This is a genomic window from Pseudomonas sp. MF08831 (genome assembly GCF_059862645.1).
In genome coordinates this window covers 450,926-477,851 of sequence record NZ_JCBCUX010000005.1, presented here as the reverse complement: position 1 = coordinate 477,851, position 26,926 = coordinate 450,926, and the positions used below count along the sequence as shown (strand labels likewise).

Annotated in this window: 27 protein-coding genes; 4 read left to right on the top strand and 23 right to left on the bottom strand. The window is 63.1% G+C overall.

The window, feature by feature from the left end; all coding sequences use genetic code 11:
- Window positions 1-391: 391 nt before the first annotated feature.
- On the top strand, window positions 392-3,919 hold the full coding sequence (locus AC19YS_RS13970; protein ID WP_500602028.1) for a hypothetical protein: 3,528 nt from the start codon (window positions 392-394) through the stop codon (window positions 3,917-3,919).
- Between the two features lie 51 nt (window positions 3,920-3,970).
- Here the strand turns inward: AC19YS_RS13970 and AC19YS_RS13965 are convergent, their stop codons facing one another.
- The 14 genes from AC19YS_RS13965 to AC19YS_RS13900 all read right to left on the bottom strand — a co-directional run bounded on the left by AC19YS_RS13965 (window position 3,971) and on the right by AC19YS_RS13900 (window position 13,515).
- On the bottom strand, window positions 3,971-4,384 hold the full coding sequence (locus AC19YS_RS13965; RefSeq protein ID WP_106578744.1) for an ester cyclase: 414 nt from the start codon (window positions 4,382-4,384) through the stop codon (window positions 3,971-3,973).
- Between the two features lie 150 nt (window positions 4,385-4,534).
- Window positions 4,535-5,581, bottom strand: a complete 1,047-nt coding sequence (locus AC19YS_RS13960) for an EscU/YscU/HrcU family type III secretion system export apparatus switch protein (RefSeq protein ID WP_119739923.1) — start codon at window positions 5,579-5,581, stop codon at window positions 4,535-4,537.
- 3 nt (window positions 5,582-5,584) lie between these two features.
- Window positions 5,585-6,397 carry a type III secretion system export apparatus subunit SctT gene (gene sctT / locus AC19YS_RS13955; RefSeq protein WP_106578746.1) on the bottom strand — a complete coding sequence of 271 codons (813 nt, stop codon included), beginning with the start codon at window positions 6,395-6,397 and terminating at the stop codon, window positions 5,585-5,587.
- Window positions 6,398-6,403: 6 nt separating this feature from the next.
- Window positions 6,404-6,673: a type III secretion system export apparatus subunit SctS gene (gene sctS / locus AC19YS_RS13950; RefSeq protein WP_003208314.1), complete on the bottom strand. Its 270-nt coding sequence runs from the start codon at window positions 6,671-6,673 to the stop codon at window positions 6,404-6,406.
- A gap of 10 nt (window positions 6,674-6,683) precedes the next feature.
- Entirely contained in the window at window positions 6,684-7,337 is a 654-nt protein-coding gene (sctR, locus tag AC19YS_RS13945) for a type III secretion system export apparatus subunit SctR (RefSeq protein WP_017137580.1), read from the bottom strand.
- Window positions 7,334-8,335, bottom strand: a complete 1,002-nt coding sequence (sctQ, locus tag AC19YS_RS13940) for a type III secretion system cytoplasmic ring protein SctQ (RefSeq protein WP_500602024.1) — start codon at window positions 8,333-8,335, stop codon at window positions 7,334-7,336. The genes sctR and sctQ overlap by 4 nt, the downstream gene beginning before the upstream one ends.
- The gene (locus tag AC19YS_RS13935) at window positions 8,332-8,778 is read right to left on the bottom strand and encodes a hypothetical protein (RefSeq protein WP_124417890.1); all 447 of its coding nucleotides are present in this window, start codon (window positions 8,776-8,778) and stop codon (window positions 8,332-8,334) included. The genes sctQ and AC19YS_RS13935 overlap by 4 nt, the downstream gene beginning before the upstream one ends.
- A 186-nt stretch (window positions 8,779-8,964) precedes the next feature.
- On the bottom strand, window positions 8,965-10,287 hold the full coding sequence (locus AC19YS_RS13930; RefSeq protein ID WP_119739915.1) for a FliI/YscN family ATPase: 1,323 nt from the start codon (window positions 10,285-10,287) through the stop codon (window positions 8,965-8,967).
- On the bottom strand, window positions 10,284-10,868 hold the full coding sequence (sctL, locus tag AC19YS_RS13925; RefSeq protein ID WP_179677160.1) for a type III secretion system stator protein SctL: 585 nt from the start codon (window positions 10,866-10,868) through the stop codon (window positions 10,284-10,286). Before sctL ends, AC19YS_RS13930 begins: the two co-directional genes overlap by 4 nt.
- Complete coding sequence (locus AC19YS_RS13920) at window positions 10,861-11,478, bottom strand: type III secretion protein (RefSeq protein WP_119739913.1); 618 nt, start codon at window positions 11,476-11,478, stop codon at window positions 10,861-10,863. The genes sctL and AC19YS_RS13920 overlap by 8 nt, the downstream gene beginning before the upstream one ends.
- Window positions 11,475-12,257 carry a type III secretion system inner membrane ring lipoprotein SctJ gene (gene sctJ / locus AC19YS_RS13915; RefSeq protein WP_106578752.1) on the bottom strand — a complete coding sequence of 261 codons (783 nt, stop codon included), beginning with the start codon at window positions 12,255-12,257 and terminating at the stop codon, window positions 11,475-11,477. The genes AC19YS_RS13920 and sctJ overlap by 4 nt, the downstream gene beginning before the upstream one ends.
- A 4-nt stretch (window positions 12,258-12,261) precedes the next feature.
- Entirely contained in the window at window positions 12,262-12,696 is a 435-nt protein-coding gene (locus AC19YS_RS13910) for a hypothetical protein (protein WP_106578753.1), read from the bottom strand.
- Between the two features lie 9 nt (window positions 12,697-12,705).
- Complete coding sequence (locus AC19YS_RS13905) at window positions 12,706-12,939, bottom strand: hypothetical protein (RefSeq protein ID WP_119739909.1); 234 nt, start codon at window positions 12,937-12,939, stop codon at window positions 12,706-12,708.
- Window positions 12,940-12,951: 12 nt separating this feature from the next.
- Window positions 12,952-13,515: a type III secretion protein gene (locus AC19YS_RS13900; RefSeq protein WP_119739907.1), complete on the bottom strand. Its 564-nt coding sequence runs from the start codon at window positions 13,513-13,515 to the stop codon at window positions 12,952-12,954.
- Window positions 13,516-13,563: 48 nt separating this feature from the next.
- Between AC19YS_RS13900 and AC19YS_RS13895 the strand changes: the two genes are divergently transcribed.
- A complete protein-coding gene (locus tag AC19YS_RS13895; RefSeq protein ID WP_500602020.1) occupies window positions 13,564-14,328 on the top strand; it encodes a tetratricopeptide repeat protein in 765 nt (254 codons plus the stop codon).
- A gap of 782 nt (window positions 14,329-15,110) precedes the next feature.
- Here AC19YS_RS13895 and AC19YS_RS13890 read toward each other — a convergent pair.
- The 7 genes from AC19YS_RS13890 to AC19YS_RS13860 all read right to left on the bottom strand — a co-directional run bounded on the left by AC19YS_RS13890 (window position 15,111) and on the right by AC19YS_RS13860 (window position 21,102).
- A complete protein-coding gene (locus AC19YS_RS13890; RefSeq protein WP_106578757.1) occupies window positions 15,111-15,491 on the bottom strand; it encodes a hypothetical protein in 381 nt (126 codons plus the stop codon).
- Window positions 15,492-15,505: 14 nt separating this feature from the next.
- A complete protein-coding gene (locus tag AC19YS_RS13885) occupies window positions 15,506-16,786 on the bottom strand; it encodes a type II and III secretion system protein family protein (protein WP_500602017.1) in 1,281 nt (426 codons plus the stop codon).
- Window positions 16,783-18,921: a type III secretion system export apparatus subunit SctV gene (gene sctV, locus AC19YS_RS13880; protein ID WP_500602015.1), complete on the bottom strand. Its 2,139-nt coding sequence runs from the start codon at window positions 18,919-18,921 to the stop codon at window positions 16,783-16,785. Before sctV ends, AC19YS_RS13885 begins: the two co-directional genes overlap by 4 nt.
- Window positions 18,918-19,253 carry a tetratricopeptide repeat protein gene (locus AC19YS_RS13875; RefSeq protein ID WP_448201000.1) on the bottom strand — a complete coding sequence of 112 codons (336 nt, stop codon included), beginning with the start codon at window positions 19,251-19,253 and terminating at the stop codon, window positions 18,918-18,920. Before AC19YS_RS13875 ends, sctV begins: the two co-directional genes overlap by 4 nt.
- Window positions 19,253-19,609, bottom strand: a complete 357-nt coding sequence (locus tag AC19YS_RS13870; RefSeq protein ID WP_119739895.1) for a hypothetical protein — start codon at window positions 19,607-19,609, stop codon at window positions 19,253-19,255. The genes AC19YS_RS13875 and AC19YS_RS13870 overlap by 1 nt, the downstream gene beginning before the upstream one ends.
- Window positions 19,610-19,952: 343 nt before the next feature.
- Window positions 19,953-20,837 (bottom strand): SctD/MshK family protein, encoded by an 885-nt coding sequence (locus AC19YS_RS13865; RefSeq protein ID WP_500602012.1) that lies wholly within the window; start codon window positions 20,835-20,837, stop codon window positions 19,953-19,955.
- A gap of 103 nt (window positions 20,838-20,940) precedes the next feature.
- Complete coding sequence (locus AC19YS_RS13860) at window positions 20,941-21,102, bottom strand: hypothetical protein (RefSeq protein WP_016969018.1); 162 nt, start codon at window positions 21,100-21,102, stop codon at window positions 20,941-20,943.
- Window positions 21,103-21,702: 600 nt separating this feature from the next.
- On the opposite strand from AC19YS_RS13860, the gene AC19YS_RS13855 reads away from it, so the two are divergent.
- Window positions 21,703-24,918, top strand: coding sequence for a type III effector HrpK domain-containing protein (locus AC19YS_RS13855; protein ID WP_500602010.1), 3,216 nt, complete (start codon window positions 21,703-21,705; stop codon window positions 24,916-24,918).
- A gap of 68 nt (window positions 24,919-24,986) precedes the next feature.
- Window positions 24,987-25,448 (top strand): winged helix-turn-helix domain-containing protein, encoded by a 462-nt coding sequence (locus tag AC19YS_RS13850; RefSeq protein WP_500602008.1) that lies wholly within the window; start codon window positions 24,987-24,989, stop codon window positions 25,446-25,448.
- Window positions 25,449-25,773: 325 nt separating this feature from the next.
- Here AC19YS_RS13850 and AC19YS_RS13845 read toward each other — a convergent pair whose 3' ends face one another.
- A complete protein-coding gene (locus tag AC19YS_RS13845; RefSeq protein ID WP_106578765.1) occupies window positions 25,774-26,649 on the bottom strand; it encodes a Dyp-type peroxidase in 876 nt (291 codons plus the stop codon).
- Window positions 26,650-26,677: 28 nt separating this feature from the next.
- Window positions 26,678-26,920, bottom strand: coding sequence for an ArsR family transcriptional regulator (locus AC19YS_RS13840; protein WP_500602007.1), 243 nt, complete (start codon window positions 26,918-26,920; stop codon window positions 26,678-26,680).
- Window positions 26,921-26,926: the final 6 nt, after the last annotated feature.

Sequence of the window (26,926 nt, the reverse complement as noted above, 5' to 3'; positions counted from 1 at the left end):
CCCGTCAACCACGCTGGCCGAACGCAGGCTTGAATCCGTGGGTAACCCGGCAGGACGCCGGGTTAGCCGTGTTGGGCCATGGATGGCCCGTCACGGCGGCCCACGGATTCAAGCCGGAGTGAGGGCATGCCGAGCCTAAGCGAGGCACCGAGTGGTGGGGCAAAGACCTTTTGGTTACTTTTGGGGCGTTTGCCAAAAGTGACCCGCTGTAAGAGCGGAACCGCCAGCCGCCGTTACCGCAGCAACGGATATGTACCCCCACCCCACCCACCACCCCCCCCCCTCATTTCACACCTGTGAAAGCTTGTGCGATCTCACCCCAAACCCCATTTTCACACCCCACCAACGCCTAATATCAAGCCCAAGTGCGCCCCCCCACATGGACTGAAAAATGATCAACCGCCCCGACACCACAACCTCCCCCCGCGCCGGCGAACCCAAAGCCCCCGAGCGTATCTTCAATGCCCTGCTCAACCAGGCCAAAACCCTGGCAGCCGCCGGGCCGGGCGATAAAACCTTCAAACCCAAGGTACTCGCCGCACACACCGACACCCCCCTGAAACCCGTCAGCCAGATCAAACCTGACGACTACAAGGAAGTCACCGCCCTGCCCGCCAAGCTCGATATCGATACGCTCAAGGTCGTGTCCGAAGACAAAGACACCGGGGTGATCTATTTCGAACAAGACGGCAACAGATTCAAGATCACCCGCGAAGCCGCCGAACAAGTCCAGGAAGGCTTCGACACCCTCAAGGGCCTGCACTTCGGCCACGCGATAGCCCCCGTCAACCAGGGCGGGCCAGACGCAGGCACCCCACTGTATGACCTGCTGCACACCCTCGCCGACACCCAAGGCACACCCGCCGGCAAAGCAATCCGTGAAGCCCTGAGCAACCCCGACCAGCAACTGCTGCGTGAAGACGACCCCGGCGTGCGGCTGGCCGCTATCAAATCGGTGGGCCAAGCCAAAGACGGCGTGGTCAAGGTCGCCCTGGAAAACGGCCAGACCCTGGTGATTTCCGAGACACTCACGCCCCAAGCCTTCGCCAGCTACAACAGCGCAGGCGTGACCAAAGAGGCCCTCGCCGACGGCAAGGCCAAAGGGTATGAAGAAGTCACCAGCCTGCCCGGCGACCTGGATTTCAGCCAGCTCAACGTGGTATCCGAAGACCCGAAATCCGCGGTGATCCTGTTCGAACATCAAGGCAAAAAATACATGATCAGCCAGTCCGAGGCCGCCCTGCCGCAGCCCGGCGCCGACCTCAGCAACCCCAACCCCAACGCCGGCAGCTCGTTCTATCAGTTCCTGCATGCGGTGCACGCCAGTGAAGGTTCCCAGGCCTTCGACTACATCAAGAATGCCCAGTCCCTGCCCGGCCAGGCACTGCTGCGCAAAGATGAGGCCAGCCTCACACTGGGCGACATCAGCAAAGTCGACGCGCCCCTGGACGGCATCCTCGTGGTCAACCAGGCCGACGGCAAACTGCTGGTGGTGTCCAAAGACATCACCCCCGAGGCCTTCGCCGCCTACACCACCAAAGGCCAGACCCTGGCCGGTATCGAGAAGGCCAAGGGCGACGGCTACAGCCTGGCCGGGCCGGACGATTACCTGGCCTCTACCGAAGACATCATGAGCGTCGGCGGCGTCGGTGATTACGGCCCCGGCCTGATCGCCTTCACCCAGCACAAGCCCGGCGGCAGCGAAGAGAAAATCGTCGTCAGCGAAGACAGCAACCCGCAGATGTTCGAGCAGATTTCCAGCTACCGCACCGATATCGCCCAGCAAACCACCGACGTCGACGCCTTGCGCGCCAGCAACGGCCTGCCGCCGCTCAAGGACGTCTCCGTCGACAGCCTCACCACCACCGAAAAAGACGAAAGCGGCAACCCGCTGTCGGTGCAGGACCTGTCGATGAAAACCCTGGTGGACAGCTACCGTGCCGGGGTCAAGGACGGCAGCATCGGCAAGGACGACCCGCGCGCCAAGTTCCTGCGCGCCGTGGAAGCCAAGAGCATGGCAGACAACGGCATGTCGATCATTCCCGAACATGGCTTCGGCAACCAGGGCATTGCCACCACGCCTATCGACGTGACCTCGCGGGATGTACGCGACAACATCTTCGACACGCAGTCGATCGACAAGACCATCAGCGAACTGCTCGGCGACTCGACCATCCAGGCCGACATCAAGGCCAATCACGACGCAGCATTGGGCAAAGTCGACGGCGGCCAGGCCAAGGTCGATGAGGTTCACCAGAAGTTGCTCGACAGCACCTCCTCGGAAAACTTCACCCAGTACATCAAAGCCCTGCAGGACGGCGGCAAGACCGAACTGGCCACCCAGGAAATCCAGACCGCCTACACCGCGCTGGCCGACATGGACCCGGCCAAGGCCGACAATTTCCTGCAAAACCTGCAGATCGACGGCTACACCGACGCCGTTGAAAAGCTGATGGACGACCCGAGCAAAATCAGCGACGACAACACCGCCCTGGCCACCACGGACAACACCCTGGCGATCTTGTCGATGCTCAAGGGCGGCGCCGACGGCCTGCCGCGCCAGGCGTTGGGGGTGTATTCCAAGTTTGTCGACCAACTGCTCAAGGACAAAGGCGCTGCCGCCGACTTCGGCAAGGCCATGATTTCGTTGGGCGACACCTGGCAGAAAAACGGCGTGATCAGCTTCAGCGATATCGACCACGCGGTAAGCAAAGAGATCATGCCCGGCCTCAGCGACGAGAACCGCAGCGCCTTTGTGAAGAACCTGAGCTTCCTCAAGGACAACGGCGTACTGGGTTCGGTCGGCGGCGCCATCGGCATGGGCCGTATCGTCTACCAACTGGCGGGCCAGGGCGGCAAGCTGGCCGACACACCGATGAAACGCCTGGGAATCGCCAACGATTTTCTCGGTTTCCTCGGCACCGGCTCCCACTTCGCCACGCTTGGCCTCAAAGTGTACGACAAGCTGCGTGGCACCAACGCCTACAAACTGATGGGCTTCGACCGCTCCCTGCCCGACCTGTGGGCCAAGCCCGGTGAGGGTTACCATGCGCTGCCCAAAGACGCCGAGGCGGTGCAGAAGAAGTACTTCGAGATCGTCGACCAGGCCATGGACGACGGCAAGGATGTGGGCAAGGCGCTCAACAGCGGCGGCTGGAGCGACGAAGGCGCGAAGAAGGTTCAGGAAGGCATAGAAAAAGGCATCGCCAGCCGTGGCGGCGTGGCCGGTGCCGGCTTTGGCGCCAAGTTCGCCAGCAGCGCGATCAAGGTCATCGGCATGGCCACCGACGTCGCGGGTGGCGTGATCAGTGTGGTCCAGGCCGCGTTCACCCTGCGTGACGGCGTGCGCGAAAAAGACCCGGTCAAAATCGCCTCCGGTTCCTTGTCGATGGCCGGCGGTGTCAGCAGCCTGGTGGCCGCAGGCGGGGGGGTGTTGACGACCCTTGGCGTCACCGGGCGGATCATTCCGTTTCTCGGGCCGGTGGGTTTCCTGATCTCTGGCGCTCTGTCGTTTGTCGGCGCGATCCTCAGCACCCTCCAGTCGCACAAGCTGCACAAGATCTCGATGCAGAACTGGGACCAGATCCAGGACTTCAAGCAGGACGGATTACTCAAGCCCAACGGCGATGAAGCCTATGTGTGGCTGCAGACTTACCTGTCCGACTGGGGCCAGCGCGACGCGCCGCAGGACCAGAGCATTTTTGACTTTCGCAAGGAAGAATGGGATGCGCGTTCAAGCATTCGGGGCGGCGATCACCGGCGTGACCACCCGGACTACATCGGCGATGGCAACAACCGTAATTCGGAGGACTACAAGTATTCACTGAAGCCGTCGGAGTGGACCAACGACAACCACGACATTATCTGGCGCGTGGGCGACGGGTATGGCGGTGAGTATCACGATGTAGACAAGCCCTGAGGCGTGTCGGATAAGGCCCCCATCGGATGGGGGCCCGTTCGCGGGGTGCATTCAGTTGGTGTCGAAACCCAACTGGCGGTACAACGTTTTCATGTCGTAATAATCGGTGCATTCGACAATCTTGTTGGCTTCAATCCTGATCACGCAGGTGCCGTCGACATTGATCTTGCGGTGAGTCGCCGGATAGCCGAACAGCTCGCCCTCATGGGTGCCCGTCATATGCCACTGGATCGTCCCGCCGCGCTCGCCAAGGCTGATCAAGTCGCGGACAACCTCGAAGTCGGGCAATGCCTTTCTGATCAGGTCGAAAAAGTCGCCCAGCGCCGGGCGCCCTCGCATGATTTGCCCTGCGGCCTTGTCTTCATAGACGGTCGCCTCGGAAAAGATCGCGAGAAACCGGTCTTTGTCGGCGGTAGACCAACTGTCGGCCCACTCTTGGATCAATGCACGGTGTTGATCTGTCATGGTGAATCTCCTGGGAAAATTGGAACAGTGCAGCGCCACCCGATTGGTTGACGCCTGCGTCCATCGCCCGTGACAGATACACCTTCAGCTCCTGCTGAGCAGATACTCCCTCCGTACCAAAGCGCCAGACAAGCGTAGTACGCGCGGCGATTAAATCAACCGTGCCGCGACCAGCCAGTCCGCTACTGCCTGGAACGAAGCATCCGGCACCGGATCACCGGGCACGGTCTTGCGCGCGATGTCAGCGGCCAGGCCCTTGTCCGGCGCATGCGGAATCCCCAGGTCATAAGCCTCCTGCAACATCAGCAGCGCCTCCTCCGGTGACGCCCGGCACACGATCACCGGCACTGGCGTCTCACCGCGCACATAGCGCACGCCAATCACCCAGCCATCGGTGGTGCCGATCATCATCGACGCCCTGCCCAACCCCAGCTTGGTCGCCAACGCCTGCATTTCATTGCGCTGGCGGCGCCGCTCGCTCTTGATCAGCGGGTCGCCGTCGATGTCCTTGCGTTCGCGCTTGGTTTCGCTGCGGGTCATTTTCATGTCGCGGCCGAACAGCCAGCGCTGCATGATCACGTCCACCGCACCGACCAGGATGAACGCGCACAACACGGTGAACACCAGCGGCTTGAGCACCAGGAAAAACGTCGACTCCATGCACTCCGCGCCACAGCGTGAAGACTCCATCAGCGCCTGCAACGCATGCTTGCCGATCACATAAAACGCGATCGCCAGCACATGCACCTTGATCAGCCCCTTGATGAACTCCACCAGGTTGCGCAGGGCAAAAATCTTCTTCAAACCCTCGGCCGGGTTGATGCGTTTGAACTCGGGTTTGATCGGGTCCACCGAGAACACAAAGCCGCGCATGGTGATGATATTGGTCAGGATCACCACGCCGGTGGTCACCGCCATCACCGGCAAGGTAATGCTGATGACCAGTTGCTCGGCATGGTCGAGCACTCGCGGCCACACCGTGGCGAACGGCTCAATGTAGATGTGCGCGGTGAGGTCGATCAGCGCCGTGACCTGGGCCTTGGCGCGCGGCGCCAGGATCGAGATGCACAGCGTGCAAAACAGGATGACCATGCCCGACACCAGGTCCTGGCTCTTGGCGACCTGGCCTTTCTGGCGTGCGTCCCTGAGCTTCTTGTCCGTGGCCGGCTGGGATTTTTCTTCGCTGGTATCGGCCATGGGCTACTCCATGCCGGCCAGGGTTTTGAGCAACTCGACAGTGCCGCGAAATTCCGCCAATTGATCGAGCATCAACGGAATCAAAAAGCCGATGTAGATCACCATCAGGATCGAGAAAAACAGGTTTTTCACCGGCAGCGACAAGTCGAACATATGCAGGTTCGGCGCCATCCGCGACAGGTAGGCAAGCATCAGGTCGGTGATCAGCAATGAGATCAGCAAGGGCGAAACCATCAGCACGCCGACGCGCATGATCTGGTCGAGAATCGACAGCACCGCCAGCAACGCCGAGCTGGCAAACACCGGCGTGAATGAAGTCACCGGCCATAACTGGTAGCTGTGGTAATAGCCGTCGACCATCAGGATAAAGCCGCCGGACATGAAGAACAGCGTGATCAACATCACCGTAAGCAAGGTCGCCATCACGCTGGATTCACCGGATGACAATGGGTCCACCAGCTGCGCCATGGTCGAGCCACGTTGCAGGTCGATCAACTCCCCCGCCACTTCCGCGGCCCAGAACGGAATACCGAACAACAGGCCGATGAGGATGCCGATCAGGAACTCCTTGATCAGCAGCCCGGCGATGAACACGCTGCCGTGCTCGGGCATTCGGGTCAGCGCGTCGAACACCGGAAAGAACATTGGGATCGAAATGGCCACCGCCACACAGCCGCGAATCATGCCGGTAAGGCCCAGGCGGTTGAACGCCGGGGTGATCACCACCACCCCCATGGCGCGGCAGGCGGCAAGCGAGGCGGCGCTGATCACCGGGTAGGCGACCTCCAGAAACTGCGCGGTAAGGCTGGCATCCATGGGCAGTCAGCGCGTCCACAGCGGGAAGTTATCCAGCACCTGGCTGCCCAGCTCCGCAACTTGGCCTGCGAGTACCGGGCCAAGAAACACGATGGTCAACAGCACCGCCACCAGCTTCACCACCTGCGGCAAGGTCTGGTCCTGAATCTGCGTCAGCGCCTGGAACAGCCCCACGCTCAAGCCCACGATAATCGCCACGCCCAACGCCGGCGCGGAGAGCATAAGCACGGTCATCAGTGCCTGTTTCATCAATGACAGGAAAACGTCCTGGCCCATGGGTCGTGCCTCAGCCGTAACTCAGAATCAAACCGTGCATCAAGCGCGACCAGCCACTCAGTGACACGAATAAAAAGATCTTCAGCGGGATCGAAATCAGGTTCGGCGAGACCATCGACATGCCCATCGCCATCAACACGTTGGACACCAGCAGGTCCACCACCAGGAACGGGATGTAGAGCAGAAAGCCGATCTCGAAGGCGCGGGTCAGCTCCGAGCTGACAAACGCCGGAATCAGCACCACGAGGTCATCGTCACGCAGGTCGGCGCGGGCTTCCGGCGACCAGATGGTCTCGGTGGCCTGCACAAAAAAACCGCGCTCGGACTCATTCGCAAAACGCTTCAAATGCGCCTGCAGCGGCGGGCGCAGCGCATCGCCCAGGTCCTTGAGTTGCTCGACATGCTCGATATTGAGGTCGCGTCCCTCGACCTGGCGGTACATGTCGCCAATCAACGGCGTGGTCACGTACACCGACAGAATCAGCGCGATGCCGTACAGCACCAGGTTAGGCGGTGTCTGCTGCACCCCAAGGGCGTTGCGGATCAGGAACAGCACCACCGAAATCTTCATGAACCCGGTGAGCGTGACCACAGCCAACGGGATCAGCCCGATCGTCGCAACGACCAGGATGATCTCGATCAGGTTCGGCTGATAACCGGTCATGGGGTGGCAAAACTCAGCAGGCGCACGCCCAGGCCGTCGCCGATATTTACCAGTTGGCCCTGACCGACGCGACGCCCGTTGACCATCAGGTCAACGCTGTCCACGCCGGGCGTGTTGAGCTGCAACAGGCTGCCCGCACCCAGCTCCCGCAATTGCGCCAGGGTCAGTTCCAGGCTGCCGACCTGGCACACCAGTTTGAGCGGCAAGTCATCCAGGGCCGCGGCGGCATCAACATCAGTCATCGTGTTCTCCATGTGCAAAAGGGGGGCTTGTAGTTCTTCCTGCAACTGCAATGCTTCACCCTGGTATTGGCAGCGGGCCTGCAAGCGCCCGTCCAGGTCGAGCAACAAGCCCGAGCCCTGCTCCAGCATCAGCACATCGCCGGGCCGCAGACTGCGCAATTCGCCCAGGGTCAGCCACTGCCGCCCGGCCACCACCGCCAGGGTCTGGCGCAGGGCGGGCAGCGGGTCGGGTTCGATCTGGCCGTATTGCGCCAGCAGCTGCGCCACCAGCACGGCAGCGCTTTCGCTCAGGTCCAGTTGCGCGCTCATGGCCGGCTGGTTGCCAAAGGTCAATTCGAGCGCCAGGTGCACGGCATACGCGCGCTGATCGTCAGTGGCCTCGACTAACTGCACCGGGTGGCCGAGCACGGGTTCCAGGGTCTCGATCAGGTCGAGCACCGCCAGTTCCAGCAGCAACGAGCGTGGCAACGATGGCAGCAATTGCGCATCGAACTGCAACGCCAGCGGCACCAGTACTTGCTCCAGCGCGGCCGACGACAGCCGCAGGCGCACCGGGGCGCGACCGAGCAACAAAAACACATCGCGCGAATTGCCCAGGCCTTGCGCTTGGGCGGCCCAACTCACGCGCAACGCTTGCCCGGCGCAACGGCCCTGCCAGGCGCGACGGCGACGGTGCAGCTGGTTATGCAGCGCCAACAGCGCCGGGTCGTACTGCGTCAGCCAGGGTGCCAACGGGTCGGCAAGGGCGGTGATCATGTGCCGGTGCCTTCTTCGCGCAATTCACCGACGCGGCGCTCATCACTTTCACGCCCTTCCAGCAGGCTTTGCCAGGCTTCGGACTGGCGTTGACGGCTCAGGCGTTCCTGACGAAACAGGTCACGCTCGCGCTCCTGGCTTTGCAGGGTGGTGGACACGTGGTGCACGTCGTTCTCGAGCACCTGCTGGTCATCCGACAGGCCGCGCAAACGTTCCTGAGCCGCCTGCCAGCTGGCCACCGACAGCCCCTCGGTCAGAGATGCATAAACCTGGCGGGCTTCCTCGGCAATCGCTTCACGGTGCAGGCGCAGTTGCTCCTTGGCGTCGTTCAACACGTCGTGGGTCTGCGCGCAGCGTTGCTGTTGGGCGGCCAATTGGTTGGCGGCACGTTGTTCACGCAGCACCCGCAGGGTTTGCAGGGTGCGCAGTTGGTCGGTTTTCATTGGGGTTGCTCCTTTCTGATGCCAGCACAGCAATCTGTAAATCCATGAAAAGCAAAGGTGGGCGCTGGCTTGCCTGCGATGGCGGTGGGTCAGCTTGCCCTTGTGTTGCTGATATACCGCTATCGCAGGCAAGCCAGCTCCCACAGGGTTTTGCATGGGCCTGAGGTTCACTGTTGTTCATTGATCTCATGCCAACACCTGGCGCATGCGGATCAGGGTCTGGTCCAGGCTGCTGGGTTCGCCGGCGTTCTGGCGCAGGAACGCTTCAATGGCCGCATGGCGGTTGATGGCTTCGTCGGCCAGCGGGTCGCTGCCGGCGGAGTACTCGCCGACGCGGATGAGCATTTCGATTTCGCCGTAGCGCGCCATCAGCTCACGTATGCGCATGGCCAGGCGTTTGTGTTCTTCACCGGCGACCTGCTCCATCAACCGGCTGCGGCTGCGTAACACGTCAACTGCCGGGAAGTAGTTGCGCTGGGCCAATTCCGCGCTCAGGGCGATATGCCCATCGAGGATTGAGCGGGCTTCTTCGGCCACCGGGTCACTGGCCGCATCCCCTTCCGTCAGCACGGTGTACAGCGCGGTGATGCTGCCGGTGGGGCCGGGGCCGGCGCGTTCGAGCAGGCGCGGCAAGGCCGAGAAAAACGACGGCGGATAACCGCGACGGGTTGGCGGTTCGCCCACGGCCAGGCCGATTTCGCGTTGGGCGCGGGCAAAACGCGTCAGGCTGTCCATCAGCAGCAATACATTGCGGCCCTGGTCGCGGTGGTACTCGGCCAGCGTGGTGGCGACAAACGCCGCACGCACGCGCTCGGCCGCCGGGCGGTCCGAAGTCGCAACCACTGCCACGGTACGCGCGCGCGCCTGGGCGTCGAGTTGCACGTCGAGCAGTTCGCGCACTTCCCTGCCCCGCTCGCCGATCAGGCCGATCACAATCACATCGGCTTCGCTGTTGCGGACAATGCTGGCGAGCAACGACGACTTGCCCACGCCCGGCTCACCAAAAATGCCCATGCGTTGGCCCTGGGCCAGGGTCAGCAGACCGTCGATGGAGCGAATGCCCAGCGCCATCGAACGCACGATCAGTTGCCGCGAAAACGGTGCGGGCGGCTCGGCATGCAGGGGGTAACGCTGCAAGGCCAGGGTCGGCGGGACGCCATCGCCGTCGAGAAAATCGCCCATGGGGCTGATCACCCGGCCCAGTTGCGCATCGCCCACGGCGACGCCCAGGGTTTCGCCGGTCGCCGTGATTTGCGTGCGCGTCGACAGGCCTTCCATGGAGCCGATCGGCGACAGAATCGCCTCGTCGCCATCAAAGCCGATCACCTCGGCGCTCAAGCTGCGGCCGCTGCCGGGGTCGCGCAGTTGACACAGTTCACCGATGCTCGCACCGGCCACACTGGCGCGCAGCAGGACACCGCGAATGCTCAACACCGTGCCGTGCATCGGCCGTGGACGGGCTTGCGCCAACCGTTCAGTCAGGCGCGGCAGCAGCTGTTGCAGGTTCATGCCACACCTTCTTCGGCAAAGGGCAGCAAGCTGCGGCGCAGGGTTTGCAACTGCGCCTCCAGGCCCAGTTCGACGGACCCGGCTGGGCTGTTGAGGCGCGCCTGACCGGCGCTCAGCTGCTCATCGGCGTCCACGGCAATGGCCAGGCCTTCGTGCTTGAGGCGTTGGCGCAAGGCCTCGACTTCGGTCGGCGGCACCCACAGGGTCAGTGCCTGGTCCTGGCGAAATGCACTCAGGGCCTGGCGGGTGCAACGCACCACTCGGTCGGCGCTGTCCAGCTCACCCAATACCTCGCGCACGATGCCCAGGGCCAGGTCGGCCAACGACGCTTCCAGGCTGCTCAAGTAGTGCTGCACCTGGGATTGGGTTTGCACCAGCAACTGCGCGACTTGCTCGGCGCCTGCCTGGCGCGCGCTTTCAAAGCCCTCGGCGCGGGCGGCGTGCAGCCACTGGTCGCTGTCGGCCTTGATCTGTTCGGCCTGGTCCTTGGCGGCTTGCAGAAAAGCAAATCCATCGGTCCACAGCGCTGCTTCTTCAGCACGCAGGATGCGCGCGGTGGGCCGGCTCGGTAATTCACTCATGGGCGTTGTCCTCGGCCGCAAGGCTCGCCGCAGCGGCCTGGACGATTTCCAGGTCGCGGGGCAAGCGTGCGCTGTGGCCCTGGGGGAAGGCGAAACGCAGGCGCAGCCAGCCCTGCAAATCGGCGTGCTGGGCCTGCAGCCAGGCGGCAACACAGCCTTGGCCGTCGCGGTCGATGGCCTCGATCAGCTCCGATGGCTCGCGCAGCAGGTCCGCGGCGCCGCCCAGTTGGCGCTGCGCTAGCGCCTGGCTGAATACCTCGGCACCGAGTCCCTCGCGCAATTCGTTGACCACCTCACGGCGGATCTCGCGGCTCAGGGTCGAGGCATGCCAGATGGCACCGCACAACCGTGGCAGGCGTGAAAACTGCGCAGGTGACAACAGCAACACCGCCAGGTCGGCAGCGGACGGCGTCACCAGGTGCGCAATCGGCGCCAGCTGATAATGGTTGACCAGCAACTGCTCCAGGCGCTGACGAAAACGCGCCTGGCCTTGCATGGCCTGCAGCACTTCATCGGGCAACTCATCGGCGAAACAGGCGCCCAGGCTCGGCCCGCGCACAAACTGCAGCGGCTCGGCGATCAGCCCCTGCCAGCGTTCAACCAGGCTCATTCACCCTCCTTGAGCACATACATCGCCTGGGACTGACGCCGCGCCCAGTGTTGGCGAGCCAATACCCCAAGCGCGCCGAGGGCAATCAGCAGCAAGCCGCCAAACATCACGCGTGCCTGCGCCAGGTTGTCTTCCAGCAACCACAGCCCCATGAAGCGCGCCAACCGCGGTTGCGCCGGGTTCTGGCTGATGGCGACGGCGGCCTTGATCGCCGTCACCGAGACGCCGTCGTAGCTCAGGCCGGAAATGCCGTTGGCGACCAGGGTCTTGATCTGCGGGATCAGCGTATTGATGTCGGTGCCCGGGTCGTAACGTACCAGCACCGAGGCCGACGACGGTGAAATCACGCGCTTGAGCAGGTCGTTGTCGGGCAGCACCACGTGCACGCGGGCGGCGACGATGCCGTCGATCTGCGACACCGAGTGCGACAGTTCTTCGCTCAGCGCATAGATCATCTGCGCGCGCTCCTGCACCGGCGACGACACCAGGCCATTGCCCTTGAACACCTCGCCCATGTTGGAAAAACTCTGTTGCGGCAGGCCGGCGTTGTCGAGCAGCGTCATGGCTTCGGCAAAGCGCTCCTCGTCCACCACCACTTTGAGCTGGCCGTTGTCCTGGGTCTTGCGCTCCGCCGGGATGCCACCGCGCAGCAGCACCGCGACCATGGCGTTGGCATCGCGCTCGCTGAGGTTGGTATAGAGGTCGGTGTTGCACGCCTGCAAGAGGCTGGCGAGCAGGCCGATCAGCAGCAGGCGCAGCGCGCGGTTTGGGCTTGGCATAGCGTTATTGCCCCTTGAGCAACGTGTTGGCGGACCCGGAAATCTGCGTCGCACCGCGCACCACCATCTGGGTTTCGATGGAGTAATCGAACATCTTGCCCAGGGAGTGCACGATCTGGTCGACCTGCTGCTCGCCGACTTTTTTGCCCGGCTCGCCCTGCGGCGAAGCACTCGCCGTGCGGATTTCCACCGAGGCCGGCGGCGGCGCCGACGGGTTATTGGTGAGCACGTCGGCGCGTTCGGAAAACGCGCGCGTACGGTCGATGAAACTGTTCATGCGCTCCATCAGGCCCGAGCCGATCTGGTGCGGGCTGGCGCCTTCGGGCATGCCCTTGGCGGTATTGGCCATGTGCTCGAACAGGTTCTGCGAGGCCCCGGCGGGCCCCGCACCGGCGGACGGCGGCAAGGCCGTGGCGCCGGCGGCGAGACTGATAGTCATAGGGGCTCCCTACTCTTCGTCGTCATCGGACATGGCGTCGTTCAGCAGTTCCTGCATCTTCGGCATGATGATGAACTGACCGCCGATGGTGACGGCCTGGGTGATCAACGCATCGTTGAATTCGGCGTCGCTGGTCTCCGACGGTTTGTCGGCGGCCTTGGCGTTATCCACCGCGGCGTTGAACTTGGCTTCAGGGCTGGCGCCACCGGGGGCGAGGTTGCTGTCTACGGCCGTTACGGACATGGTGCTGCTCCTTTACTGGGTTGGGGTTTCGGTACTGACTTGTGCGCCACGGAACACTCGCACCCCGCGCTCGCGCGCCACCGGGGCGGCCACGACCGTGGGTTGCAGGTGGTCGACATGCTGTTGCACCAGCGCCAGGTACGGCGGCGGGCCGGAAACAAACACTTCATCGCCCTCGGGACCGTTGCGCATGGAGAGTTGCTGGCCGAACACGTCGAGGGTGTTCAGGTAGGCCTGCAACTGGTCCAGGTTCAGGGCGCTGGCCTTGAACAGCTTGGTGCTGATTTCATCGCTGGCATTGAGGTACAACAGGTTGCCGTCGAAGTACCAGGTCAGGCCGTTGGTGCTGCACAAGGTCTGCAGGAACTCACCGGCGGTGGCTGCGCGGATGGTGCTGCGCGCCTTGCCGCGTACCTTGTCGGAAAGCACCAGCGGCACGTCGAGGTTGTGGCCGAATTCTTCCAACGCGCTGCGAACGTCCTGATCGACCAGCACGTAGGCGTAGGGCTGCGAGAACCACGCGGGCTCCTCGGCGGCGTTGGCAAAACCCGCACCGAACAGGCATAGGAGCGCCATCAAAAATATGCTTACATGGCCTGCGCCTTCGCCCGACGAGTTGTGACGATGACCCACAAATTTCTGCTCGCCAGCACTTTGCTGCTGGCTGCCTGCTCCAGCAAACCTGCGACCGATACCGACAAATCCCTGCAACTGGCCAACGACCTGAGCAAGCGCGGCGACTACAGCAGCGCGGCTGCGTTGTACGAGCGCGCCACCCAGCAACCGGGTGCCGGCATTGAGCTGTGGCTCAAGCTCGGCCAGGCCCGGCTCGACGCCAAGGACGCGCTGGGCGCCGAACGCGCCTTCCAGCAGGCGCTGGGGTTTGATGCCCACAACGCCGACGCCCTGCTCGGCCTTGGCACTGCGCAGTTGCAATTGGGCAAGACCCAACGTGCCGTGACGGCGTTGGGGCAGGCTGCCGAGATCAATCACCTGCCGGTGGCCTACACCCGCCTGGGCATCGCCCAAGTGCTGAATGGCCAGGCCAGTGCCGCACAAACCGCCTTCGCCAAAAGCCTGAGCCTGCAGCCCGACGACCTCGACAGCCGCTGCAATCTGGCCCTGGCTTATGCGCTCGGCGGGCAGCCGCAACAGGCGCTGGATACCATTGCGCCCGTCACCCAATCGCCGCGCGCATTGCCACGGCATCAGCGCAATGAGTTGTTGGTGATGGTGTTGGCCGGTTACGAGCAGCGGGTTGCAAGCCTGCCCCTCGACGACATTCCCGCCGCGGAACGCGCGCGATTGGTGATGGAGGCCAAGCGAATTAAGGCGATCAGTGATCCGGTGGTGCAGGCCAAAGAGTTGGGGTTGGTGGACCCGCGTTGAGACACGACCGGGCCGCTGTTGATCTGCTTTGGATTGTGATCTCAGGCGCACCGTTAAACCACGCTGGCCGAACGTAGGTTTTGGCGCGTGGGGCCAAGCATGACCCCGCGCGACGGCACAGGCTCCAAAGCCTGCGTGAGGGCACGCCGAGCCTGGGCGAGGTGCCGAGTGGTGGGCCGAGGACGTTTTGGTTACTTTCTGGTCCTTCAAACAGTCACCCGCTGTAAGAGCGGAACCATAAGTGGCCGTTACCGCAGCCATGGCTATGTACTCCGACCCAAGACCTATGCCGCCTGTCACATAGCTTTCGCGAGCAAGCCCGCTCCCACATTTGGATTGCGGGGTGCCAGGGAGGTTTGGGTGGGTTGGGCGGGCGTCATCGCAGGCAAGCCAGCTCCCACATTTGGATTGCAGGGTGCCAGGGAGGTTTGGGTGGGTTGGGCGGGCGTCATCGCAGGCAAGCCAGCTCCCACATTTGGATTGCAGGGTGTCAGGGAGGTTTGGGTTGGTTGGGCGGGCGTCATCGCAGGCAAGCCAGCTCCCACATTTGGATTGCAGGGTGCCAGGGAGGTTTGGGTGGGTTGGACGGGCGTCATCGCAGGCAAGCCAGCTCCCACATTTGGATTGCAGGGTGCCAGGGAGGTTTGGGTGGGTCGGGCGGGCGTCATCGCAGGCAAGCCAGCTCCCACATTTGGATTGCAGGGTGTCAGGGAGGTTTGGGTGGGTTGGGCGGGCGTCATCGCAGGCAAGCCAGCTTTCACGTGGGATAGGTGTGCACCTGGTCATTGTTGGCCTCCGGTGGCGCCGGCTTTGGCTTCTTGTTGGTCCTTGCGGCGTTGCAGCTGCTCGCGGTCGAAGCCTTCGATGTAGACCTGGGCGGCGCGGCCGACCGGGGCGGCCATGGCCGGGCCGGTGGTGCGGCCTTGGGTCAGGTCCTGCCTGCGCTCGACCATCTGCATCAAATTCAAATTGTTCGCGCAGCCCAACGGCAGCGTCGGTTTGAAATCTTCGTCCAGCCCGATTGCGTCCTTGGCCGCCGGTTGCTGGCACTGGCTCGGCAAGCCATCAGCGCGAAACTCCGGCGCGTAATACACCGGCGCCAAGTGGGTCTGGCAGCCCATCAGCGCCAGGGGCAAGAGCATCAATACACGCAAAGCAGTCATCGCAGGCCCCCTCATCAATTCATGTAAAAACCGAACGCGCCGCCGCTGCGTGGTCCGCTGGCTGCGGCCGTCGCCGGTTGTGCATCCAGCGGCGTGGCGAGCGTGCGACTGCGCACCGGCTCCACCAGGTATGGGGTAATCAGGATCACCAGTTCGGTTTCATTGCGCTGGAAACGCTTGGAGCGAAACAGGTTGCCCAGGATCGGCAAGTCGCCAAGCAGCGGCAGCTTCTCGATGTCCTGGCTGCTTTCACGTTGAAACAGGCCGGCAATCGCAAAGGTCTGCCCGCTGCCGACTTCCACCCGCGTGTCGGCGCGGCGCACGCTGAAGGACGGCACATGGAAGTTGCCGAAATCCACGGTGCCGCCGCTGACCACGCTGCTGACTTCCGGCCGTACTTGCAGGGCGATGCGGCCGTTGGGCAACAGCGTCGGGTTGAACAGCAGTGACACGCCGAACGACTTGTATTCGATGCCCACCAGGTCACGGTTGACCGGCACCGGGATCGCCACTTCGCCACCGGCGAGGAAGCTGGCGGTCTGGCCGGTCATGGCGGTGATATTCGGCTCGGCCAATATCTGCAAAATGCCGTTGGCCTGCAGCGCGTCGAGCATGCCGTCGATGTTCACATTGCCCGAGCCGGTGCCTGCCGTTGCCAGGCCACCGGCCGTTGCGGCTGCCAGACCGCCGCCGGTGATCAGGCCGAAGGAGAAGGTGCCGTTGCTGAACATCGCGTTCCAGTTCACGCCGTAGTGCAGCAATTCGGAGCGCGACACTTCGGCAAACCGTACGCGCAAGTTCACCTGGGCCGCGCCTGCGTATTCGGTGGCGTTGATTGCGCTCTGAAAGCCCTGGCCCTGAGGGTTGAGCAGCGCGTTAAGGTCCGTCGCTTCGGCCACCGAACCGACGGTGCCCTTGGCGATCAGGCGGTTGCCGGCCCCGCTGATTTGCGCGCCATTGCCAGGGTGCAATGCCTGCATCGGCGTGGTCACCGCGGCGGTACCGCTGCTGACCGACAAGGTCAGGCTGGCCAGTTGTTTGCCGTCATTGCCAAGGGCAATCAGGCTGGTATTGCCTGGCGCCTTGCCGAAAATATAAATCGTGCCCGGCGACACCACTTGCAGGTCGGCCACATTCGGCTCGGCGACCAGTACCGAATCCACCGGCGCCACAAAATGCAGAATGCGCCCTTCTCCGGACGCCAGGTTGATCGAACCCGAGGCCCCGTTGGCAATGTCCTGAGCCTGACTTGCAGCGGTGACCAGAGCCAGCAACAACATACAAAAACGCATCATGAGGCAGACGCCAGGGAGGTGACGGAAGCCGCGGCAGGCGCGCGGCGGTTGGAAATATCGGTGAGGCTGATGGTCACCAGCGCTTGCAGGTTGTACTCGGTGGCCAGCTCGCGGAACGACAGCACCGCCAGCTCCAGTTCACCGCGCAACACCAGACGGCGCAGGCTGCGCCGCAGCTCCGGGTGCACCAGCAATACCGCGCTGTTGACCTCGCGAGTGTTTTCACAGGCCTGGCGCAGTTGCGCGAGCAAGGCGCGGCTGACGTCTTCGGGGATCAATTCGCGCTGCGGCTCCTGACGACGCAGGGACGCGCGCAGTTGGTCTTCCAGGCCCGGCGCCAGCACCAGTGCACCGATGACGCGGTTACGGTCGGCGTACTGATGGCTGATCTGCCGCGCCAACGCCGCACGCAAATGTTCGGCCAGCCGCCCGGCATCGGTCTCGCGGGCGCCCCACTCCACCATGGCTTCGAGCAAGGCGCGCTGATTGCGGATCGAAACGCCTTCGCCGACCAACAGGCGCAAGGTCTCGGCAACACGCTGCAAGGGGACCAGGCGCAAGGCTTCCTTGACCAGTTCGCCGTACGTGGCTTCGGTGCGTTCGAGCAGCAGCCGGGTTTCCTGGATGCCGAGGAAGTCGGCGGCATAGCGGCGCAGGCTGCGTTCCAGCACGCCGCGCAAGACTTCGTCGGGCAGCAGGAAACCGATGCCGGCGTTGCGCAGGGTCTCTTCGTGCTGGCGCTCGATCCAGTGGGCATTGCGGCCGTTGAGCGGTGAGTCGGCTTGCACGGTGGCGATGTCCAGCAGTTGAACGTGCACCGGGTCGTCCTGCACAAGCAGGCAATTGATCGGCAGTTCGCCTTCGCTCACCGGCACGCCTTCCAGCGACACGCGGAAACTGCCCGGTGTGGCCTTGGCCTCCATGTAGATGCCCGGCACCGGCACGTCGACGCCCAGGTCATTACGGATGTCATGACACAGCGCTTCGACACGCTGGCGCAGCAACTGGCGCGGCGCGCTCTGGGACACGCCGCTGCCAAGGGTGAGCAGCACGCGAGTATCGGGCAGCAGGTTGTCATCCAGTTCGGCCTGCGCCTCGACCACCGGCTCCGGGGGTTCGGCCAAGTCTTCCAGCTCGCCCTGGGGCTGGCGGGTGTGTCGGCGGTACATCACGAACGCTGCGCCGCCAAAGGCTGCGGACAAGCCGAGGAATACCCAGGTCGGAAAACCGGGCAACAGGCTGACGCCGATCATGATCAATGCCGTCAGGCCCAGTGCCCGATAGCTGGCGCCCAGCTGCTTGATGATCTCGCTGCCCAGGTCGCCGGCTTCACCGTCGCTGTTGACCCGCGTGACCACCGTGCCCGCCGCCACCGAAATCAGCAGCGCCGGGATCTGTGCGATCAGGCCGTCACCCACGGTCAGCAGCGAGTAGGTGTGCACCGCCACACCGAACGGCATGTCGCGTTCGATCATGCCGATCAGCATGCCGCCGAGCAGGTTCACCGCCAGAATCACCAGGCCGGCGATGGCGTCGCCTTTGACGAATTTCATCGCGCCGTCCATCGCGCCGAACATCTGGCTTTCGCGCTCCAGGCGCGAACGCCGGCGGCGCGCTTCGGCCTGGTCGATGTCGCCATTGCGCAGGTCGTTGTCGATGCTCATCTGCTTGCCGGGCATCGCGTCCAGGGTGAAGCGCGCGGCCACTTCGGCCACGCGTTCGGCGCCTTTGGTGATCACCACGAACTGCGCCACGGTGATGATCAAAAACACCACCATGCCGACCACGACTTGGCCGGCGATCACAAAATCACCGAAGGCCTTGACGATATGGCCGGCGTCGCCGTGCAGCAGGATCAAGCGGGTGGTGGTGATCGACAAGGACAAGCGAAACAGGGTGCTGAGCAGAATCAGCGGCGGCAGCGCGGAGAATTCCACGGAATGGCCGATGTAGAACGCGACGATCAGGATCAGGATGCTTAGGGCAATGTTGAGGCCGATCAGCATGTCCACCAGGTAGGTGGGCAGCGGGGTGATCATCATCACAATTGCCATGAGCATGAACGCGACGATGATCACGTCGGTGCGCTGCGCCGCCATGCGCGCCAGGTTGTTCAGGCGGTTGAGGGCACTCATGCGCCGGCCCTGCGCGAAGCCAGGTAGCGTTTGAAGCACTGGCGCGCTTCGTCCTTGCGCTCGCCGTACCACAGCGCGCGGGCGCGCAGCAGCAATAGGCTGGCGGACTCGCCTTCCAGCGCCACCAACCGGTCGAGGGCACCCAGGGCGCGGGTGGCGTCGCCGCTGTCGGTGAACGCGAGCACCAGCGAGCGCAGCAACACGCCGTCTTCGGGCGCGACACTGACGGCGATCAGCAGCATCACCAGCGCACGCTGGGACTGGCCGTTGCGCCGGTACAGCTCGCCAATGCCCTTGAGCAATTGCACGGCGTCGTCGTTATCGCGGGCCATCAGGCATGTACCTCCGAGCGTTGCTGTTCGAGGGTGCGGCGCATCTCGATCTCTTCGCTGATCAGGTCATGGGCCAGTTCCTTGATGTCCGTCTCGGCATCGAGGGACGGCAGGATGTGTTCCATCACGTGTTCCAGCAGCTCCAGGGAGCGGGCGCTGCCGAACAGCAGGGAGTCAACGCCCGCGGCGCTGGTGAGTTCTTCGAGGTCACTGCGCAGCGAGCGGCGGGTTTGGGTCTTGCGGGTTTTGAGCACCGCTTCGAACGCAGTGGCCTGGCGTGAGTTGACCGGGCGAACGGCTTCGACGGGGGCGCTGCGTACGTCGCTGGGGATGAGCGGGCGGGGTTCGACTTTCATGCGTGGGCCTGCGAGCAGCGTTTATGGCTGGATAGGTACTCCGACCCAGGACCTCCAGCGCCTGACAGATAGCTTTCGCGAGCAAGCCCGCTCCCACAGTTGGGCGTGGGGGTGTCAGGTTGAACTGGGTTGGCCGGGAGAACGCCATCGCGAGCAAGCCCGCTCCCACAGTTGGGCGTGGGGGTGTCAGGTTGAATTGGGTTGGCCGGGAGAACGCCATCGCGGGCAAGCCCGCTCCCACATTTGAATGGCGTGGCGGCGGGTTGAATTGGGTTGGCGGGGGGGACGCCATCGCAGGCAAGCCAGGTCCCACGGGTGGGTTGGGTGCGTTCCATGGGGCGACTCATAAGGTGAAGGTGAAGCGCTCTTCGCCGCGGGCGAGGATCACTTGGTTGTTCTCGATGCGCTCCAGCACCCAGTTGTCCGCCAGGGGCGCGCCGGGGTACAGGCGCTTGCCGCTGTCGTTGATCACGTAGGGGTTGGTGCCGAACCACACGGCCTGGAAGCGCACACGCGGGCGTGCGGCGTCGGCGCGTACGCTGACGCGAGGGTTGAGGACGATCTGTTGGCCGTAACGTTCATCGAAGGCTTGTTGCAGGGCCAGCCACTGAGGTTTTTGCGACTGTTCGAAGCTGCCGACGGCACTGAGCTGGCCGTTGGCGTCAGTGACCTTTATGGCTTCCAGATGGGCAGCCTGGAGTTGCTGCTCCAGCCAGGTTTTGGCGTGTTCACGCGACGGTTTTTTCAGCGCAGGCACCTGCGCCGCGACCGCGGTGTGGGTGAGCGGCGTGTCGTTGCGCACCGCCAGCGCACCCGCACACAAAAACAGCAGGACGATCGCGACAATCCAGGGCGTGAATGTGCGTGTGGCGTCCGAAGGTTTTTCTGCCCCCTCAGGCGAGGCCAGGCTTACTCCCGCCGTGCCGATACGCAGCTGCAAAGGCAGTCGCGCACGATGGCCGCTGCCTTGGGGAATACGCACATTGTTGCCAAGCACAACATCGCCGCCCAAGGCTTCGACTGCCACCTGGCCACCCTCAAACCGCAGGCGCAGGTGCAGGCCGGCGATGCCGGGATCGCTGAGTACCAGGTCGGCCGCGAGGTCCGCGCCGAGGGTGTAGACAGGCTGGTCGAGCACCAGGGAACTGCCCTGATGCAAACCGCTGGTCACAGTCAGGGTCGGTGCGCCAATACCAGCGACCGGACCCAAGGAAATCAAGGCTGTCATGTTCGGGTTTGCCCCCTTGAGCATGTGCAACGGGGTCAACAATCAGAAGGTGAAAACACTCAGCAGGTAAACGGGCAGCGCCGGCGCCGCCCGTTTTGGCGAATCAGTTCTGCGGACGCTGTTTGGTGGCGTCGAGCTCCGCTTTTTTCGCGGTGCTGATTTCAGTGATCTTGGCCGACTTCTCGATAGCCATGTTGAAGGTCGCTTCCATCTTCGCGATAGCGTCGTCGGCGCCGCCGGCTTTTACTGGTGGGACATCAGCCATGTTCATCTCCTTGCATCGATAGGGAAGTTATTCAGTTGCGCAACAGCAAACTGAAAGTATGCAAACCGGTGAATGCCCAAAACGTCAGACAGTGAGCCTTCGAACCGTCGTTGGTTTGCATGGGACCCATACTACTCACGATCAAAACGCCTTCGCTGTGAAAGCTTGTGAAACGTTTCGCTGACAGGGTGTGAAAGGTTTGGCTCAACCTGGCAGTGAGAAAAACTCATGCATCTGGGGCCGTTGAACTTTTTTCAAAAAATACACACACGCAAAAGGCCCAGTGTTTGCGGGCCTTTCGCGGCATCACCTGGACAGTTTTCGAACTTACAGCCCGTGGTTGAGTGTTCGATCCGGGACGTTATCAGCGCTATTTTCGCGACGACTTCACATTTTTCGCTAATAGCCTTTTGCCCAACTTTGCAGATATTTCCATTTGTAACAAAAGCGACTTGATCATCACGTTTGATAGCTCGGCGCGAGTGGCCTTAATGCCCGCGAGCAACTAATTGCCTGCGCCGAATTAGTACAGTTGCACTAATAGCCGAAATCGTTAGTGCGCAGGTCCTGATATATGAAAGAACTTCCAGGTGATCATTTATGCCAGCGATCCCAAGTAGTCGTGACCCTGTTGACACTCCGGGCACAGACGGCTCGCAGAAAAAATTCGAAACCGCGTTGTTCACGGCCGTCAACCAGCCGACATTCGATCCGTCGAAGATCCGCGGCCCTTCGATCCCCCTGCCCTATCAGAATGTGCAGGCGCCGGTGAACAACAGCATCACCTATACGCCACTGGGCAGTGACAAGCCGGTAACCCTCAAGCAAATCGACAACCCCCGGCTCTACGAGAAACTGGTCGACCAATACAATGCACAACAGGCCGACGCCAGCGTCGAAAAAAACCTCGCCGACAGCAAGGCCGCCGGGTACACCGAAGCCGACGCCAGTACCGTGGCGCCGGGGCTGGGCAACTACAAGGCGATTGGCAGCACGACGGAATTGGGCCCGGGCCTGATCCGATACGAAACCACGTCCGGTGACAAGATCGTGGTCAGCCAGAAACAAACCCCGACGTTGTTTGCCCAGGTCAGCGGCGACTCGAGCAAAATGTTCGCCATCAACGCCAGCCAGGCCGAAGGCTATCGCTTGGCCGGCCCCAACGAAACCATGGACCCGGCTGCCAACATCGGCGCACCCGAGGAAGTCGGGCCGGGCCTGATTCGCTACAACACCGCTTCCGGCGACAAAGTCATTGTGTCCCAGGACATCACCCCCGCCCTGTACGACCAAGTGGCCAAGCTGTATGCCGGCACCACCGGCGCGGCCGGCGCCTCGGACACCTCGTGGATCGACACCTCGTCGTTCGGCGTCTCCGGCGCCAAGGACTGGGACACGATTACCGGCAACACCAGCGGTACGCCAACCAAGGAAGAACTCGACCTGAACCGCCCGCGCGCCGCTGCGCAATTGCTCTCGCAAAACTGGGATGCCTGGGGCCTGCATGGTGCGCCGATTGACTTCGCCAACCCGCCCACGAGCCTGCCGCCCGAAGCCCAGGCGGTGCTCAAATACGTGGCCAGCAGCCCGAACCTGATGGCCGCGCTGGACAGCGGCGGTCGCGGTAAAGCCGACAACGTGATCACCCATTCCGACGTCGACCACTTTATCGACAACGCCAACAAGGACCTTGGCGCGGCGTCGAAATCCTTCGCCAGTTTCATGGGCAGCAAGCCCGGCGAACTGGCCACCGCCAACGCCAAGTCCGCCGCCATCGTGATGGCCAATGAGAGCCTGGTCGCAAGTTCCGGTACCGCGATGCGCCCAGGCGATAACCAGCGCAGTAACGACGGGATGATTCGCCCCGACAACCTGGAGGCGCTGGGCAGTGATTCGGCCTTGAGCAACGAACTGACCGGCGCTGCGGCCATGTGGTCCAGGCCCGGCATGTTCCACGCGCTGGAAACCGGTGGCGACAACCCGGCGACCGGCAAATCGGACAACATCGGTACGCGCGACAACATCGGCGCGTGGCTGGAAAAACAAGCGCCGAAAACCGACAGCGATACGCTGACCTTCCTCGACGGCGCCGCCACCCGCGATGCCGTGGCCGGTGTCGACACCTCCAAGCTGACCGCCGACATTCTGGCCAACCCGCAGAACTACAGCGGCGCACAAAAGGCTGCGGTGCTGGTGCAACTGACCGATGCGCAGACGCGCCTGCTGGTCAGCGACTACGTGCCCCATGCCGGTTTGATGGACAAGTACACCTCGCCGAACTGGGGCCTGAACCCCAACGAGGACAAGATCAAGGCGCAGTTGCAGAGCGGCATCGAGACCCTGTCGGCGGACCCGGATGTGCAAAGCTTTCTGCAGAACAACCGCGGCCCGGCACTCAGCGACATCGTCAGCAGCGACCCGACCATGAAGGTCGCCCTGCAGAACTACTTCGCCGATGGCATCGAGTCGGGCAAGAACCTCAACGACAACCTCAATGCCAAGGATCAGAACGGCAAGCAGATCGACATGGGCATGGGCCTGCAAAACGCCGCCAACGATGCAACCATCGCCAACCTGGCACTGGGCGGCAAGGGCCATGTCGACTTGAGCAAAGTCGCCGCCAACGCCGGGCAAAGTGACGCGATCCAGAGCTACTACAAGAACGAACTGGTCACCGGCAAAGCTTTCACCGACGCCGTGGCCGGTGGCATGGACCCGACCGTGGCGGCCAGCAGTTTTGCGGCCAGCGCCGCGTCGGCCCAGGCCTTCCTCGGGGACAAGGCCACAGCAGACGACGCCGCGACCTTGCAGGTTAATTTCAACGAAAACCTCAGCGATGCCCTGCTCGGCGGCGCGACCACCGACACCCTCAATGTGACGCTGGGCGATGGCAAAGGCAATTTTGACGAGGCCAAAGTCACCGCCGCGATCAACGATGCCCAGCAGAAAAACCCCGAGATGTTTGTCACCGCCGATGGCGGCAAGATCGACCCGGCACAAGTGGTGTCGATGCTGCGCTCGGTGTGGGACATCGGTCGCCAGGGCAACAAGATTGCCGACGCCTTGCCCAAGGCCATCGAAGGCATGAAGTTCGGGGATGTGAGCCCGGCGTTCAAGCAAGGCCTGCTGCACATCGGCAGCGCGGTGTTGATGAGCGGCGTGCTGATGGCGCGTTCGGCCAACGGCAGCAATACGCCGGTGGCGGACGCCAACCGCGTGTCGGCGGGGCTGCAATTCGCCGGTCTGTTGCTGGAAGGCGGCACCAAGTACGCCAAGGAAGCCGGTTATGGGGTGACCTGGGTCAACCGGCCAGACGGCGGCACGATCGGCGACTTCCCGGGCAAGGTGCCGGTGGGCAAAGGCCCGTTGTCAGCCGAACAGATCGCCAATATCGGCGCGGCGGGCAAGATCATCGGTTCGGCCGGTGGGATCATCGGCGGCGTGATCGGGATTATCGGCGGTGTCGACTCCCTGAAGAAAGGTGATTACCTCACCGGCAGTTTCTCGGTCGCCACCGGCGTACTCGGCACGGGCGCGGCCGTCGCCGGCCTGGTGGAAGCCGGCGCCGGCTTGTATGGCGCCACTGAAATCGGCGCAGTGGCCGGCACCATCAGCGGCATCCTCGGCGGGGCCACGGCGATCCTCGGCGGGATCGGCAGCGCGTTTCTGCCGTTCGCCCTGGCCGATGCCCACGGCAAGGCGCAAGACGCGTTCTACGGTCAACTGGCGCCGGTGCTGCAGCAATACGGTTTGACCGGCGGCCCGACCATCGACGGCGATTACCCCGCCGACCCGATCCCCGCCATCAACACCTGACCTCCCCCGACAGCCTGGCGCAAACGCAGCTGCGCCGGGCTGTTTCCCACGCCTAAAGGTTCAATGACATGACGTATTCAACTCGCCGCCACCTCACCGATGACGCCACCCTCGAGATCCACTTCGGCCCCTTCCAACTGCTGCCCCAACGTCATCGGCTGCTCAAGCACGGGCAACCCGTGGCCTTGGGCAGCCGCGCCCTGACCTTGCTGATCGCCCTCGCCTCCCGGCCCGGTGAACTGCTGGAAAAAGACCGCTTGCTGGCTATCGCCTGGCCGAAAACGGTGGTGGAAGAATGCAACCTGCGCACGCAGATCAAGACACTGCGCCGCGCCCTCGGCGACGAAGAGGCGTTCTACATCGCCACGGTGCCGGGCCAGGGTTATCGGTTTGTTGCACCCACTTGGATCGAACGTACGCCCGTCACGCAACTGAAAGCGCCGGTGGTTCTCAGCCCGTATGGTTGCCGCCACTGCCGAGGCGCGGGGATGGTGCCGCTGTATGCCCAACTGGGTATGCACAACAGATGACCGACAGGTGCCGCAAGCGGCGTTATTTTGGCAAGCGTCTTTGTTGTGGCAAGAGGGCTTGCTGTGGCGATCGGGCTTGTTGTGGCGAGCGGGCTTGCCCCGCGTTGGGGCGCGAAGCGGCCCCTGCTACAAACACCCAGGTTTATCAGGCAAACCGACTAGCCGGTTTTGGGGCCGCTGCGCAGCCCAACGCGGGGCAAGCCCGCTCGCCACAACAAGCCCCCTTGCCACAACAAGCCTGCTCACCACAACAATCCCGGCTGCCACAGCAAGCCCGCTTGCCATAGCAACATCGCTCCCCCACAACAAGCCCGCGCCCAGCGGTTTATAGGTGCGGCGTATAGCTGATCGCACTCAGGTCCAGGTGCCCGTCCTTCAGCGGCGGGCACCAGTAGTAGCCACCCGTCAACGGTGTACTGATGCGGTACAGCCCGTCCACTATCCCGTCTTCCAGCCCGCTCATGCGCCGCAGTTGGGCTTCAAATGCATCAAAGGAATGCCCGAAGGCGAGGAACATCAACCCTGCCTGACCGTTCTCGGCCCAAGGCATCGAGCGGCGCACCACGAAGGCTTCCGGCGTGAAACTTTCCTGCGCGGTGCGTTTGGTGTGCGCGGACTCGGGTGCGTCATCCAGCTCTTCGTTATCGCCATGGCGGCGGCCGATGATGTGGTCGCGCTCCTGCGCAGGCAAAGCGGCAAAACCGTCGAGGTCGTGCTGCCACTGCTGGATCGCGGCAAAGCTGGCGCCGCTGTCGGTCATCGCGGCTTCGACCGCGGCGTCGTCGTGGGGGTTTTCAGTGCCGTCTTCATAGTCGGTCAAATCGAAGCCGGTCTTGTAGCGGAAACCTTCGGTCATCTGCACCAGGCGAAAGGCCGGCGCCATGGCTTTTTCAACACTGCGGCTGCGCAACAGCAGCTCACCGCGATCCACGCCATGCAGCCATACCCACAGCGCCTGCTGGGTGGAGGGGTTATGCGCGCCCGGGCCGCTGACGGCAGGGAACGCGCGCAAGCCGTCAATGGTTGCGCCCAGTGCAGTCACCAGCGGCTCACCCAAACCCACCACCGCGGACGAATCGGTCAACTGCACCAGCGCGTCCAATGCGCCGGGTACGGCAGCCAGGCAATCCACGGCAAAAAACAGATGGCGTGCCTGCAAGGGCACCGGTGCGGCAAGAATGCCCGGCTGGTACTGACTCATGTGAACTCCTTCAAGAAAGCCGCGTAGTTTAACCGCCGCACGCCTGCTTTTGCTCAGGCTTTTCCAGGTCACGCGGGTCCAGACCCAATTGCGCCTTCAACTGCGTCCAGCCCGTGGGCGTGACCCGTACCGCGCGGGAATCTTTCGAGCGGCGCAACCAACCGGCTTCGCACAACGCGCTGAGCAACTGCACGCCCAGCGGCCCGGCCAAATGATGGGTGCGCTCTGATGTTGATCGCCGCGCGCGTGCTGCAGGGCGTCGGCGCGGCATCGCTGG

Bases quoted from the DNA above. Each gene is read 5' to 3' on its own strand.
- sctV (WP_500602015.1), bottom strand. From the start codon at position 18,921: ATGAGTGCCCTCAACCGCCTGAACAACCTGGCGCGCATGGCGGCGCAG.
- AC19YS_RS13970 (WP_500602028.1), top strand. From the start codon at position 392: ATGATCAACCGCCCCGACACCACAACCTCCCCCCGCGCCGGCGAACCC.
- AC19YS_RS13920 (WP_119739913.1), bottom strand. From the start codon at position 11,478: ATGAGCCTGGTTGAACGCTGGCAGGGGCTGATCGCCGAGCCGCTGCAG.
- AC19YS_RS13960 (WP_119739923.1), bottom strand. From the start codon at position 5,581: ATGGCCGATACCAGCGAAGAAAAATCCCAGCCGGCCACGGACAAGAAG.
- AC19YS_RS13845 (WP_106578765.1), bottom strand. From the start codon at position 26,649: ATGAGTCAGTACCAGCCGGGCATTCTTGCCGCACCGGTGCCCTTGCAG.
- AC19YS_RS13910 (WP_106578753.1), bottom strand. From the start codon at position 12,696: ATGACTATCAGTCTCGCCGCCGGCGCCACGGCCTTGCCGCCGTCCGCC.
- sctR (WP_017137580.1), bottom strand. From the start codon at position 7,337: ATGACCGGTTATCAGCCGAACCTGATCGAGATCATCCTGGTCGTTGCG.
- AC19YS_RS13840 (WP_500602007.1), bottom strand. From the start codon at position 26,920: ATGCCGCGCCGACGCCCTGCAGCACGCGCGCGGCGATCAACATCAGAG.
- AC19YS_RS13875 (WP_448201000.1), bottom strand. From the start codon at position 19,253: ATGGCCCGCGATAACGACGACGCCGTGCAATTGCTCAAGGGCATTGGC.
- AC19YS_RS13865 (WP_500602012.1), bottom strand. From the start codon at position 20,837: ATGACAGCCTTGATTTCCTTGGGTCCGGTCGCTGGTATTGGCGCACCG.
- sctT (WP_106578746.1), bottom strand. From the start codon at position 6,397: ATGGATGCCAGCCTTACCGCGCAGTTTCTGGAGGTCGCCTACCCGGTG.
- AC19YS_RS13855 (WP_500602010.1), top strand. From the start codon at position 21,703: ATGCCAGCGATCCCAAGTAGTCGTGACCCTGTTGACACTCCGGGCACA.
- sctQ (WP_500602024.1), bottom strand. From the start codon at position 8,335: ATGATCACCGCCCTTGCCGACCCGTTGGCACCCTGGCTGACGCAGTAC.
- AC19YS_RS13850 (WP_500602008.1), top strand. From the start codon at position 24,987: ATGACGTATTCAACTCGCCGCCACCTCACCGATGACGCCACCCTCGAG.
- sctJ (WP_106578752.1), bottom strand. From the start codon at position 12,257: ATGCCAAGCCCAAACCGCGCGCTGCGCCTGCTGCTGATCGGCCTGCTC.
- AC19YS_RS13900 (WP_119739907.1), bottom strand. From the start codon at position 13,515: ATGGCGCTCCTATGCCTGTTCGGTGCGGGTTTTGCCAACGCCGCCGAG.
- AC19YS_RS13890 (WP_106578757.1), bottom strand. From the start codon at position 15,491: ATGACTGCTTTGCGTGTATTGATGCTCTTGCCCCTGGCGCTGATGGGC.
- sctS (WP_003208314.1), bottom strand. From the start codon at position 6,673: ATGGGCCAGGACGTTTTCCTGTCATTGATGAAACAGGCACTGATGACC.
- AC19YS_RS13895 (WP_500602020.1), top strand. From the start codon at position 13,564: ATGACCCACAAATTTCTGCTCGCCAGCACTTTGCTGCTGGCTGCCTGC.
- AC19YS_RS13930 (WP_119739915.1), bottom strand. From the start codon at position 10,287: ATGAACCTGCAACAGCTGCTGCCGCGCCTGACTGAACGGTTGGCGCAA.
- sctL (WP_179677160.1), bottom strand. From the start codon at position 10,868: ATGAGTGAATTACCGAGCCGGCCCACCGCGCGCATCCTGCGTGCTGAA.
- AC19YS_RS13860 (WP_016969018.1), bottom strand. From the start codon at position 21,102: ATGGCTGATGTCCCACCAGTAAAAGCCGGCGGCGCCGACGACGCTATC.
- AC19YS_RS13965 (WP_106578744.1), bottom strand. From the start codon at position 4,384: ATGACAGATCAACACCGTGCATTGATCCAAGAGTGGGCCGACAGTTGG.
- AC19YS_RS13935 (WP_124417890.1), bottom strand. From the start codon at position 8,778: ATGAAAACCGACCAACTGCGCACCCTGCAAACCCTGCGGGTGCTGCGT.
- AC19YS_RS13905 (WP_119739909.1), bottom strand. From the start codon at position 12,939: ATGTCCGTAACGGCCGTAGACAGCAACCTCGCCCCCGGTGGCGCCAGC.
- AC19YS_RS13870 (WP_119739895.1), bottom strand. From the start codon at position 19,609: ATGAAAGTCGAACCCCGCCCGCTCATCCCCAGCGACGTACGCAGCGCC.
- AC19YS_RS13885 (WP_500602017.1), bottom strand. From the start codon at position 16,786: ATGATGCGTTTTTGTATGTTGTTGCTGGCTCTGGTCACCGCTGCAAGT.